Annotated in this window: 7 protein-coding genes and 1 tRNA gene; 2 read left to right on the top strand and 6 right to left on the bottom strand. The window is 72.7% G+C overall.

Annotated elements, in window-relative coordinates; all coding sequences use genetic code 11:
* Window positions 1-125: 125 nt before the first annotated feature.
* Both AB0J00_RS18580 and AB0J00_RS18575 read right to left on the bottom strand, forming a co-directional pair.
* Window positions 126-1,334 (bottom strand): branched-chain amino acid ABC transporter substrate-binding protein, encoded by a 1,209-nt coding sequence (locus tag AB0J00_RS18580; RefSeq protein ID WP_357747562.1) that lies wholly within the window; start codon window positions 1,332-1,334, stop codon window positions 126-128.
* Between the two features lie 305 nt (window positions 1,335-1,639).
* Complete coding sequence (locus tag AB0J00_RS18575) at window positions 1,640-2,251, bottom strand: response regulator (protein ID WP_357747559.1); 612 nt, start codon at window positions 2,249-2,251, stop codon at window positions 1,640-1,642.
* 73 nt (window positions 2,252-2,324) lie between these two features.
* Between AB0J00_RS18575 and AB0J00_RS18570 the strand changes: the two genes are divergently transcribed.
* Together AB0J00_RS18570 and AB0J00_RS18565 are read left to right on the top strand one after the other, a co-directional pair.
* A tRNA-Leu gene (locus AB0J00_RS18570) sits at window positions 2,325-2,397 on the top strand.
* A gap of 124 nt (window positions 2,398-2,521) precedes the next feature.
* Complete coding sequence (locus AB0J00_RS18565) at window positions 2,522-4,072, top strand: pyridoxal-dependent decarboxylase (RefSeq protein WP_357747556.1); 1,551 nt, start codon at window positions 2,522-2,524, stop codon at window positions 4,070-4,072.
* On the opposite strand, the gene AB0J00_RS18560 is transcribed toward AB0J00_RS18565, so the two are convergent.
* From AB0J00_RS18560 to gltB, 4 genes are all read right to left on the bottom strand, one after another.
* The gene (locus tag AB0J00_RS18560) at window positions 4,058-4,948 is read right to left on the bottom strand and encodes an acyl-CoA thioesterase domain-containing protein (RefSeq protein ID WP_357747553.1); all 891 of its coding nucleotides are present in this window, start codon (window positions 4,946-4,948) and stop codon (window positions 4,058-4,060) included. The genes AB0J00_RS18565 and AB0J00_RS18560 overlap by 15 nt on opposite strands.
* Window positions 4,945-6,360, bottom strand: coding sequence for a pyruvate kinase (gene pyk / locus AB0J00_RS18555; RefSeq protein WP_357747550.1), 1,416 nt, complete (start codon window positions 6,358-6,360; stop codon window positions 4,945-4,947). The genes AB0J00_RS18560 and pyk overlap by 4 nt, the downstream gene beginning before the upstream one ends.
* 95 nt (window positions 6,361-6,455) lie before the next feature.
* A complete protein-coding gene (locus AB0J00_RS18550) occupies window positions 6,456-7,943 on the bottom strand; it encodes a glutamate synthase subunit beta (protein ID WP_357747547.1) in 1,488 nt (495 codons plus the stop codon).
* Window positions 7,936-12,567 carry a glutamate synthase large subunit gene (gltB, locus tag AB0J00_RS18545; RefSeq protein WP_357747544.1) on the bottom strand — a complete coding sequence of 1,544 codons (4,632 nt, stop codon included), beginning with the start codon at window positions 12,565-12,567 and terminating at the stop codon, window positions 7,936-7,938. Before gltB ends, AB0J00_RS18550 begins: the two co-directional genes overlap by 8 nt.
* Window positions 12,568-12,705 lie beyond the last annotated feature (138 nt).

Below are 12,705 nucleotides of genomic sequence, written 5' to 3'. Positions count from 1 at the left end.
GTCGTACACCGCAGGCAGCGCCGTCCAGGTGGCCGCGGTCTCCAGCACCTCGACCAGCAGCCCGCCGTCCAGCAGCCGGTCGTGCCCGCCTCGCCCCCCGGGTCAGGCCCCGGACCGGGTGGTGGTCAGCCCTGGTCCTTGATGTTGCCGAGCAGCTTGATCACGCCGTTCTCCTGCTGGAACAGGTTCACGACCTGGGCTGCCTGGTCGACCTCGCCGGTCTGGTCGAACTTCACCTGGGTGGTGATGCCCTTGTAGTCCAGCTTGTTGACCGCCGAGTTGACCGACTCGCGGGTCGGCTTGCCGTCCTCGCCCGCGTCCTTGATCGCCTGGATCAGGGCGTTGGCGGCGTCGAAGGCCTCGGGCGAGTACGTCGACGGGTCGGTGTTGAACGCCTTCTTGTAAGCCGCGGTGAAGTCCTTGGCCGCCGGGGCGATCGTCGCGTCGGAGCAACCGCAGGTGAAGTACCAGCCGTCACCGGCGGCACCGGCACCCTCGGTGAACACCGAGGACTTGCCACCGTTGCCGGTGTACTTGTCGCCGGTGAAGCCGGCGGCCTGGAGGGCCTTGGCGACCAGGCCGGCCTGCGCGTCGTAGCCGCCGTAGAACATCGCCTGGGCGCCCGAGGAGGCGATCTGGGCAGCGGTCGAGCCGTAGTCCGTGGTCTTGGCGTCGACGCTCAGCCGCTGGATCTGGGTGCCGTTCTTCTCCGCCTGCGTCTGGATCGCGTCGGCGACGCCCTTGCCGTAGTCGGAGAGGTCGTCGACGACGGCGACCTTGGCGTAGCCCTTCTTCTTGAACAGGTCGGCGGCCTGCGTGCCCTCGACGTTGTCCGAGGCGACGATCCGGTGGAAGGTCGGGAAGCCCTGCTGCGACAGCGACGGGTTGGTCGCCGAGGGGCTGATGATCGCCATGTTCGCCGAGCCGTAGGTCGCGCCCACGGCCTTGGTGGCGCCGGAGAACGAGGGGCCGACGACGCCGAGCACGGCGTTGTCCTGCAGCACCTGGGCGGCGGCGGTCGGGGCGATCGCCGGGTCACCCTGGTCGTCGGCCTTGACCATCGCGAGCTTGAAGTCCAGGTCACCGGACTCGTTGGCCTGGTCGATGGCCAGCTGGACGCCGTTGACCTCGTTGATGCCCAGCTGCTGGTTGTCGCCGGACAGCGGGCCCTGGAACGCGATCTTGTAGGTCTCGCCGCCGCTGCTGCTGCCGCCGAGGCCCCCGCCGCCGCTGGACGATTCGTCGTCCGAGCCACCGTTGGAGCACGCCGACAGCGCCAGCGCACCCGAGACGGCCAACGCCAGGACCCAGGTCCCGCGTCGAGTTGATCGCATGTACGTCCTCCTGCTCCGGGCGCGTCGGTTCCGCGCCACGTCTTTGTCAGCCGAACGGAACCTAGGCAGCGGAATCCGTCATGTCCATGCCTTCAGACGACGGAGATCGCTCGTGATGAAAACGTGACTGATCAGCGGCCCCAGCGTGAACGCGGTGTGTCGGGGTGCTGCGGCCGGGTGACGTGGGCGACATCGCGCCGTGCTATGGAACCGTTTCCAGCCCGGACGCACCAGCACCCGGCGAGCGGGAGCTCGCCGGGTGCTGGGAGGAGGTGGGGCCGCACGGCCCCCGCGTGGGGGTGGGGTCAGGCGGTCGGGCCCGCTGGGGCGGCGTCGCCGGAGGCGTCGGTGGCGAGGATCGCCTCGGCCAGGGCGCGCATCGACGTCCGCTCGTTCATGGCGGTGCGCTGGATCCAGCGGAAGGCCTCGGCCTCGGACATGCCGCGCTCGTCCATCAGCCGGCCCTTGGCCTTCTCGACGACCTTGCGCGCCTCGAGCCGCTCCTTCAGGTCGGCGACCTCGGCGTCCAGGGCGTGCATCTCCTGGAACCGGCCGACCGCGACCTCGATCGCCGGCACCAGGTCGTTCTTGGAGAACGGCTTGACCAGGTAGGCCATGGCGCCCGCGTCACGGGCCCGCTCGACCAGCTCGCGCTGGGAGAAGGCGGTGAGCACGATGACCGGCGCGATCCGCTTCACCGCGATCTGCTCGGCGGCGGCGATGCCGTCGAGGATCGGCATCTGCACGTCGACGACCACGAGGTCGGGGCGGAGGGCCTCGGCCTGCTCGACCGCCGCCTGACCGTCACCGACCTCGGCGACGACGACGTACCCCTCCTCCTCCAGCATCTCCTTGAGGTCCAGACGGATGAGGGCTTCGTCTTCGGCGATGAGGACCCGGGTCGGCTCGCTGCTCACGGGGGTGATCGTAGCTGTCGGGCACCGAGCGTTACTGTGACAAGTCGGCGGTCTCACCCGACGGAGCTGCCGAGCCCCCGTACCCCAATGGCAGAGGGAGCGGATTCAAAACCCGCACAGTGTCCGTTCGAGTCGGACCGGGGGCACCCTGCACATCGCGGTCCTACCGGACCGCACCGCGGCCAGGTGCCGTCCCCGGCTGCGCTGAGCCGTCGCCGCGCCGGAGGGACCCGCTCCTCGACGACGGGGTCGGGCCAATACCGTGGCCGCGTGACCGGCCACATGACTCCTGAGCAGTTCCGCCAGCACGGCCACGAGGTGGTCGACTGGATCGCCGACTACTGGGCCCGCCTGCAGGACGACCCGGCGGCGCACCCGGTCCGGTCGCAGGTCTCCCCCGGCGACGTGCGCGGCGCGCTGCCCGCCGCCCCGCCGGAGCAGGGCGAGCCGGTGTCGGCGGTGCTGGCCGACCTCGACCGGGTCGTCGTGCCGGGCATCACGCACTGGCAGCACCCGGGCTTCTTCGGCTACTTCCCGGCCAACACCTCCGGCCCGTCGGTCCTCGGCGACCTGGTGAGCGCCGGTCTCGGCGTCCAGGGCATGTCGTGGGTGACCAGCCCCGCGGCCACCGAGCTCGAGCAGCACCTGATGGACTGGTTCGCCGACCTGCTGGGCCTGCCGTCGTCGTTCCGCTCCACCTCGACCGGCGGCGGCGTCGTCCAGGACTCCAGCTCCGGCGCCAACCTGGTCGCCCTGCTCGCCGCCCTGCACCGGGCCAGCAAGGGCGCCACCGTCCGGCACGGCGTGCTGCCCGACGAGTACACCGTCTACGTCTCCGCCGAGACCCACTCGTCGATGGAGAAGGCCGTGCGCATCGCGGGCCTGGGCAGCGACGCCGTCCGGATCGTCGAGGTGGACGACGACCTGGCGATGCGCCCGCAGGCGCTGGCCGCCCGCCTGGAGCGCGACCTGGCCCGCGGCTCCACCCCCGTGCTGGTCTGCGCCACGGTCGGCACGACGTCGACCACCGCGGTCGACCCGCTCGCCGAGCTCGGCCCGATCTGCCAGCGCTTCGGCGTGTGGCTGCACGTCGACGCCGCCTACGCCGGGGTGAGCGCGGTCGCGCCGGAGCTGCGGCCGCTGCAGGCCGGCGTCGAGTGGGCCGACAGCTACACCACCGACGCGCACAAGTGGCTGCTCACCGGCTTCGACGCCACGCTGTTCTGGACCGGTGACCGGACCGCGCTCACCGGCGCGCTGTCGATCCTGCCGGAGTACCTGCGCAACGCGCAGACCGACGCCGGCGCGGTCGTGGACTACCGCGACTGGCAGGTGCCGCTGGGCCGCCGGTTCCGGGCGCTCAAGCTGTGGTTCGTGCTGCGCTGGTACGGCGCGGAGGGGCTGCGCGAGCACGTCCGCAGCGGGGTCGCGCTGGCCCAGGAGCTGGCCGGCTGGGCGGACGCCGACGACCGGTTCGACGTCGCGGCACCGCACCCGCTGTCGCTGGTGTGCCTGCGGCCGCGCTGGCCCGACGGCGTGGACGCCGACGTCGCGACGATGACCCTGCTGGAGCGGCTGAACGACGGCGGCGAGGTGTTCCTCACCCACACCACCGTCGGCGGGCGCACCGTGCTCCGGGCGGCCATCGGCGCGCCGACGACGCAGCGCCGGCACGTCGAGCGGCTGTGGGCGCTGCTGTGCGAGGGCCACGACTGGCTCGCCAACGACTTCGCCGAGGCGCGCCGCGAGCAGGAGGAGGCGGAGCGCCGGGCCCTGCAGGCGTCCGCGCAGGAGCCCGCCGAGGGCTCAGCGGCCGAGTGACCGGATGAGGCCCTCCTGGGCCGTCGTCGCCACGTGCGTGCCGTCGGCGGCCCAGATCTGGCCGAAGCACAGCGCCCGGCCGCTGGCCGCAGCGGGGCTGTCGGTCTCGTAGAGGAACCACTCGTCGGCGCGCACCGGCCGGTGGAACCAGACGGCGTGGTCGAGGCTGGCGCCGACGGTGCCGTCGGCCCAGCCGCCGCCGACCCGCGCCAGGCCCGCGGCCAGCAGCGTCAGGTCGCTGACGAAGGTGAGCGCGGCGGCGTGCACGTGGTCGTCGTCGGGCAGCGTGCCGGTCACCCGGAACCAGGTGCGGCCGGCGGTGTCCGGCGCCGTCCGCGGCTCGGGGTCGAACGGGTCGGCCAGGTACCGCTGCTCGACCACCCCGCCCAGCGGCAGCATGCCGGCGGCCTGCTCGGGGTGGGCGGCCTGCACCTCGGCGAGCCCGGGCAGGCCCTCGGGGCCGGGGACGTCGGGCATCGGCAGCGAGTGCTCGACGACGGCCCGCTCTCCCGCGGTGAAGTCCGCGGTCAGCGCGAAGATCGCCACGTCGGCGCCCTTGCGGGTCTGCCGTGCCACCACCCGGCGGGTGCTGAAGGTGCGCCCCTCGCGGATGCGGTCCACCTCGTAGCGGATCTCCTCGCGGGGGTCGCCCGGCCGCAGGAAGTACGAGTGCAGCGAGTGCACGTGGCGGTCGGTGCCGACGGTGGCGTTCGCCGCGCTGAGCGCCTGCGCGGCCACCTGCCCCCCGAAGATGCGCTGCACCTGCGTGGTGGGCGTGGTGCCCACGTACAGGTCCTCGCCGCGCGCCTCCAGGTCCAGGACGGCCATCAGGGCGGCGGCGGGCGAGCCCACCGCCGGCACCGACCGGTCACTCACGCGTCGGTACCCACCTCGTGCACCCGGACCAGGTTGGTCGACCCGGCGGTGTTGGGCGGGGAGCCGGCGACGACGACGACCTGGTCGCCCTCGCGCAGCCGGCCGATCGACAGCAGCGAGAAGTCGACCTGGCGGACCATGTCGTCGGTGTGCTCGACGGTCGGCACGATGAACGTCTCCACGCCCCACGACAGCGCCAGGCGGTTGCGCACCCGGGCGTCGTTGGTGAAGGCGAGGATCGGCAGCCGGGTGTGCAGCGCGGCCAGCCGGCGGGCGTTGCTGCCGGTGGAGGTGAAGGCCGCCAGCGCCGCGACGCCCAGGGTCTCGCCGATGTCCTTGGCGGCGCGCACGATGGCGCCGGGCCGGGTGGACGGCGTGTGCTGCACGGCGGGGCTGAGGATCTCGTCGGCCTCGACCGCGGCGATGATCCGGCCCATGGTGCGGACGGCGGCGATCGGGTGCTTCCCGACCGAGGTCTCGCCCGACAGCATGACCGCGTCGGCGCCGTCGAGGACGGCGTTGGCGACGTCGGAGGCCTCGGCGCGGGTGGGCCGCGAGTTCTCGATCATCGACTCGAGCATCTGGGTGGCCACGATGACCGGCTTGTTGCGCTCACGGGCGGCCTGCACGGCGCGCTTCTGCACCAGCGGGACCTGCTCCAGCGGCAGCTCCACGCCCAGGTCGCCGCGGGCGACCATGACGCCGTCGAACGCGTCGACGATCGCGTCGAGGTTCTCGACCGCCTCGGGCTTCTCCAGCTTGGCGATGACCGGGACGTACACGTCCTCCTGGGCCATGACCTCGCGGACCAGGTCGACGTCGCGCGGCGAGCGGACGAAGGACAGCGCGATGAAGTCGACGCCCAGCGAGAGCGCGAAGCGCAGGTCCTCCTCGTCCTTGTCCGACATGGCCGGCACGCTGACGGCGACGCCGGGCAGCGACAGGCCCTTGTTGTTGGAGACCGGGCCGCCCTCGAGCACGAGGCACCAGACGTCGGGGCCGCTGACCTCGGCGACGGTCAGCGCGAGCTTGCCGTCGTCGACCAGCAGCCGGTCACCGACGCGGACGTCGGCGGCGAGGTTCTTGTAGGTGGTGCCGACCCGCTCCGCGGTGCCCTCGACGTCCTCGACGGTGATGCAGACGCGGGCACCGGTCGGCCACTCGACCTTGCCCTCGGCGAACGTGCCCAGGCGGATCTTGGGGCCCTGGAGGTCGGCGAGGACGGCGACGGCGCGACCCTGCTTCTCCGCGGCCTCCCGCACCAGGCGGTAGTTCTGCTCGTGGTCGGCGTGCTTGCCGTGGCTGAAGTTCAGCCGGGCGACGTCCATGCCGGACTCGACGAGGGCGGTGACCTGCTCCGGGGTGCCGGTCGCCGGCCCCATCGTGCAGACGATCTTGGCGCGGCGAGACATGGCTCAAAACTAGCCGCTGGCGTGGGGGGCACGACGGACCGGGTCTGTCGTGTCCCCCACGCGAGCGGCAGTCGTCACAGACGTATTACCGCAGTTCAGCGCAGCGGGACGGCGGTCGGCGTGACCGGCCGCGGCAGCATCGAGTTGCCGGTCAGCCAGTTGTCGACGGCGGCCGCCGCGGCCCGCCCCTCGGCGATCGCCCAGACGATCAGCGACTGCCCGCGGCCCATGTCGCCGGCCACGAACACCCCGGGGACGGTGGACATGTACTCGGCGTCCCGGCTGACGGTGCCCTTGGCGTCCAGGCCGCAGCCCAGCTCCTCGACGAGCCCGGCGACGTCCGGGCCGGTGTAACCCAGCGCCAGCAGCACCAGGTCGGCGCGGATCTCCCGGCGGGTGCCCTCGACGGCGACCCGCTTGCCGTCGACGACCTCGACCTCGACGACCTCCAGGGCGCGCACCCGGCCCTCGTCGTCGCCGACGAACGACTCGGTGTTGACCCGGTACATCCGGTCGCCGCCCTCCTCGTGGGCCGGCGACACGCGCAGCACCATCTCGTAGGTCGGCCACGGGTTGTCCTGCGGGCGGGTGCCGGGCGGGGTCGGCTTGTAGTCCAGCTGGGCCACCGAGGCGGCCCCCTGGCGCAGCGCCGTCCCGAGGCAGTCGGCCCCGGTGTCGCCGCCGCCGACGATCACCACGTGCTTGCCCGCGGCGTCGATCGGCGGGGTGTCGAGCTCGCCGAGCGCCTGCAGGTTGCCGCCGGGCAGGTACTCCATGGCGAAGTGCACGCCGGACAGCTCCCGGCCGGGCACCGCGAGGTCGCGGGCGACCGGCGTGCCGGTGGCCAGCACGACGGCGTCGTACTCGCCGCGCAGCTGCTCGGTGCTGACGTCGCCCTCGCCGCTGCCGCCGACGGTCACGCCGGCGACGAACCGGGTGCCCTCGGCGCGCATCTGGTCCAGCCGGCGGTCCAGGTAGCGCTTCTCCATCTTGAACTCGGGGATGCCGTAGCGCATGAGCCCGCCGATGCGGTCGTCCCGCTCGTAGACGGTGACCTCGTGGCCGGCCCGGGTCAGCTGCTGCGCGGCGGCCAGACCCGCCGGACCGGAGCCGACGACCGCGACCTTCCGGCCGGTCAGCTCGGCCGGCGGCTGCGGGGTGACCCAGCCGTTGACGAACGCCTGGTCGCTGATCTCGAACTCGATCTGCTTGATCGTCACCGGCGTGTTGTCGATGTTGAGCACGCAGGCGGACTCGCACGGCGCCGGGCACAGCTTCCCGGTGAACTCCGGGAAGTTGTTGGTGGCGTGCAGCCGCTCGATCGCGGCCTGCCAGTCGTCCCGGCGGGCCAGCTCGTTCCACTCGGGGATCAGGTTGCCCAGCGGGCAGCCGTGGTGGCAGAACGGGATGCCGCAGTCCATGCAGCGGGCCGCCTGCTCGCGGACGGCCGCCACCGGGAAGACGGCGTCCTCCCCGGTCTCCCGGGTGAGGTAGACGTCCTTCCAGTCCATCAGGCGCAGGTCGACCGGCCGCCGCGGCGGCATCTGCCGGTCGTACTTCAGGAACCCCGTTGCATCAGCCACGTGCGGCCTCCATCACAGCCAGGTCGACGTCGTGTCCAGCCGCCTCGGCGGCACGGCGGGCCTCCAGGGCCCGCCGGTAGTCGCGCGGCATGACCACGCTGAACCGCTCCGACCAGCGGCCCCAGTCGGCCAGCAGCGCGCCGGCGACGGTCGAGTCGGTCGCCTCGCGGTAGCGCACGAGCACGTCGCGCAGCCACTGCGAGCTCTCGCCGTCCAGCGCCTCGACGTCCACCATCTCGCCGTTGACCCGGTGGGGGGCCAGGTCGAGCACGTAGCCGACGCCGCCGGACATGCCGGCCGCGATGTTCCGGCCGGTCGGGCCCAGGATGACCGCGGTGCCGCCGGTCATGTACTCCAGCGCGTGGTCACCGACGCCCTCGACGACGGCCAGCGCGCCGGAGTTGCGCACGCAGAACCGCTCGCCGACCCGGCCGCGGAGGAACACCTCGCCGCTGGTCGCGCCGTAGCCGATGACGTTGCCGGCGATGACGTTGTCCTCGGCGGCGAACGTGGCGTCCGGCGAGGGGACGACGACGATCCGGCCGCCGGACAGGCCCTTGCCGACGTAGTCGTTGCCGTCGCCGACCAGCCGCATGGTGATGCCGCGCGGCAGGAAGGCGCCGAACGACTGCCCGGCCGAGCCCTCGAAGGTGAGGTCGATCGTGCCGTCGGGCAGGCCCTCGCCGCCGAACCGGCGGGTGACCATCGAGCCGAGCATGGTGCCGACGGTGCGGTTGACGTTGCGCACCGGCAGCTGCAGCGACACCGGGCTCGCGTCGAGCAGCGCACCCTCGCAGAGCTGGATCAGCGTCTGGTCGAGCGCGGCGTCCAGGCCGTGGTCCTGGTCGCGGACCTTGCGGAGCGCGGCGCCCGCGGGCAGCTCGGGCCGGGCCAGGATCGGCGAGAGGTCCAGGCCCGCGGCCTTCCAGTGGTCGACGGCGACGCGGGTGTCGAGCAGCTCGACGCGGCCCACGGCCTCCTCGATCGACCGGAACCCCAGCTCGGCCAGCAGCTCGCGCACCTGCTGGGCGAGGAACTCGAAGAAGGTGACGACGAACTCGGGCTGGCCGGTGAAGCGCTTGCGCAGCTCCGGGTTCTGCGTGGCCACGCCCACCGGGCAGGTGTCCAGGTGGCAGACCCGCATCATCACGCAGCCCTCGACGACCAGCGGGGCGGTGGAGAAGCCGAACTCCTCCGCGCCCAGCAGCGCGGCGACGACGACGTCCCGGCCGGTCTTCATCTGGCCGTCGACCTGGACGGTGATCCGGTCGCGCAGGCCGTTGGCCAGCAGCGTCTGCTGGGTCTCGGCCAGCCCCAGCTCCCACGGGGAGCCGGCGTGCTTGAGCGAGGTCAGCGGCGCGGCGCCGGTGCCGCCGTCGAAGCCGGACACCAGGACGACGTCCGCGTGCGCCTTGCTCACCCCGGCCGCGACCGTGCCGATGCCGACCTCGGCGACCAGCTTGACGTTGATCCGCGCCTCGTTGTTCGCGTTCTTGAGGTCGTGGATGAGCTGCTTGAGGTCCTCGATCGAGTAGATGTCGTGGTGCGGCGGCGGGCTGATCAGCCCCACGCCCGGCGTGGAGTGCCGGGTGCGCGCGACCCACGGGTACACCTTGCCGCCGGGCAGCTGGCCGCCCTCGCCGGGCTTGGCGCCCTGCGCCATCTTGATCTGGATGTCGTCGGCGTTGACCAGGTACTCGCTGGTGACGCCGAACCGGCCGCTGGCCACCTGCTTGATCGCCGAGCGGCGCAGGTCGCCGTTGGGGTCGGGGCGGAACCGGTCGGGGTCCTCGCCGCCCTCACCGCTGTTGGACTTCCCGCCGAGGCGGTTCATCGCGATGGCGAGGGTCTCGTGCGCCTCCTGGGAGATGGAGCCGTAGCTCATCGCCCCGGTCTGGAAGCGCTTGACGATCTCGCTGACCGGCTCGACCTCGTCGATCGGCACGGGGGTGCGCTCACCGGTCTTGAACGTGAACAGGCCGCGCAGCGTGGCGGCGTCCTTGGACAGCCCGTCGACGGCGTCGGTGTACTTCTGGAACACCTCGTACTGCCGCGAGCGGGTGGCGTGCTGGAGCAGGAACACCGTCTCGGGGTTGAACAGGTGCACCTCGCCCTCGCGGCGCCACTGGTACTCGCCGCCGGTCTCCAGCCGGCGGTGCGCGCGCTCGGTGGCGTTGGCCGGGTAGGCCCGCCGGTGCCGCATCGCCACCTCCTCGGCGAGCACGTCGATGCCGACGCCGCCCAGCGGGGCCGAGGTACCGGTGAAGTACTCGTCGACGAGCTCCTGGGACAGGCCCACGGCCTCGAAGATCTGCGCCATCGTGTACGAGCCGACGGTGCTGATGCCCATCTTGCTCATCACCTTGAGCACGCCCTTGCCCAGCGCCTTCACCACGTTGCGGACCGCCTGGGCGGGCTGCACGCCGGTGAGCGAGCCGTCGCGGATCAGGTCCTCGATCGACTCGAACGCCAGGTAGGGGTTGACCGCGGCCGCGCCGTAGCCGAGCAGCAGCGCGACGTGGTGCACCTCGCGGCAGTCGCCGGACTCGACGACCAGGCCGACCTGCATCCGGGTGCGCTCGCGCACCAGGTGGTGGTGGACGGCGGCGGTCATCAGCAGCGAAGGGATGGGCGCGCGGTTCTCGTCGCAGTCCCGGTCGGACAGCACGATGATCCGGGCGCCGGCGGCGATGGCCTTGCTGACCTTGGTGCGCAGCTCGGTGATCGCCCGGGCCAGCGCCGGCCCGCCACCGGTGACGTCGAAGTGGCCGGTGATCCGGACGGCGGCGAAACCGGGCAGGTCGCCGTCGTCGTCGATGTGCAGGATCTTGGCCAGCTCGTCGTTGTCGATGACCGGGTAGGGCAGGAAGACCTGCCGGCAGGACGCCGGGGCGGCGGTGAGCAGGTTCTGCTCGGGGCCGAAGGTGCGCGACAGGCTGGTGACCAGCTCCTCGCGGATCGCGTCCAGCGGCGGGTTGGTCACCTGGGCGAACAGCTGCCCGAAGTAGTCGAACAGCAGCCGCGAGCGGTCCGACAGCGCCGCGATGGGGGTGTCGCTGCCCATCGAGCCGGTGGGCTCGGCGGCGGTGGCGGCCATCGGGGTGAGGAGGACGCGCAGCTCCTCCTCGGTGTAGCCGAACAGCAGCTGGCGGCGCACGACCGACTCGTGCGACGGGCGGGCGCGGCGGCGCTCGGGCAGCGAGGGCAGGTGCACCAGGCCGGCGTGCAGCCAGTCCTCGTACGGCTGCTCCTCGGCGAGCGCGCCCTTGACCTCCTCGTCGGAGACGATCCGCCCGGCGGCGGTGTCGACGAGGAACATCCGGCCCGGCTGCAGCCGGCCCTTGGCGACGACGTCGCCCGGCGGGATCTCCAGCACGCCGGCCTCGCTGGCCAGCACGACCATGTCGTCCTTGGTGTGCCACCAGCGGCCGGGGCGCAGGCCGTTGCGGTCCAGGACCGCGCCGATCATCGTGCCGTCGGTGAACGCGACGCAGGCCGGCCCGTCCCAGGGCTCCATGATCGAGGAGTGGAACCGGTAGAAGGCGCGGCGGGCCGCGTCCATCTCCTCGTGGTTCTCCCAGGCCTCCGGGATCATCATCAGCACGGCGTGCGGCAGCGACCGGCCGGACAGGTGCAGCAGCTCGAGCACCTCGTCGAAGGTGGCCGAGTCGCTGAAGTCGCCGGCGGTGACCGGGAAGATGCGCTCCAGCCCGAGCTCGCCGGCCGGGCCGGCGGGGCCGTCGAACAGCTGGGTCTCGAGCTGGGCCTCGCGGGCCCGCATGCGGTTGCGGTTGCCCTTGATGGTGTTGATCTCGCCGTTGTGGGCGATGAACCGGAAGGGGTGCGCCAGCGGCCAGCTCGGGAAGGTGTTGGTCGAGAACCGGCTGTGCACCAGCGCGATCGCCGAGGCGTACCGCTCGTCGGTGAGGTCGGGGAAGAACGCGGGCAGCTGGTCGGTGGTCAGCATGCCCTTGTAGGTGATGGTGCGCGACGACAGCGACGCGATGTAGCAGCTGCTGCCGGCGTCCCGGGCGGACCGCTCGATGCGCTTGCGCAGCACGAACGACCGCCGCTCGAGGCGGGTGACGCCGTGCGGGGCGGCGGTGCCGCCGAACGCCTGCTGGTCCGCGCGCGCCCCGATGGTCTCGGCGACGAACAGCTGGGCGAAGTGCGGCATGACCGCGCGGGCGGTCGGGCCGAGGTCGGCACCCTCGGGGTCGACCGGCAGGTCGCGCCAGCCGAGGACGGTCAGGCCCTCCTCGGCGGCGAGCTGGGCGACGCCGTCGACGACGGCGGCCCGCTCGGTCGCGTCGGCCGGCAGGAAGGCGATGCCGACGGCGTACTCCCCCGCCGGCGGCAGGTCGAAGTCGACGACCGCGCGCAGCAGCGCGTCGGGCACCTGGGTGAGGATGCCCGCGCCGTCGCCGGAGTTCGGCTCGGCGCCGGCGGCGCCGCGGTGGTCGAGGTTGTGCAGCGCGGTGAGGCCGGCGGCCACGATGGCCCGGGTGCTGCGGCCCTGCACGTCGGCGACGAACGCGACGCCGCAGGCGTCGGAGTCGTTGGCCGGGTCGTAGAGGCCGGCGGGCGCGGGCACCGCGGAGAACGGCACTGCCGAAGAGGGCACCCCAGCGGTGGTGCTCCCCGTGCGGGGCGCGGTGAGGTCAGGCATTGTCACTCCCGTCGTCGGCTGGCCGCAGCGCCGCCGATCGCTCCCGCAGGGGCGGGTTCGGCGCTGTACGGGGGGCGCGGGGCCCCGCCGGGG

It is taken from the genome of Modestobacter sp. NPDC049651, assembly GCF_040659695.1.
Taxonomy (GTDB): domain Bacteria; phylum Actinomycetota; class Actinomycetes; order Mycobacteriales; family Geodermatophilaceae; genus Modestobacter.
The sequence above is the reverse complement of the archived record's forward strand: the minus strand, read 5'-3'. Positions and strand labels throughout refer to the sequence as shown.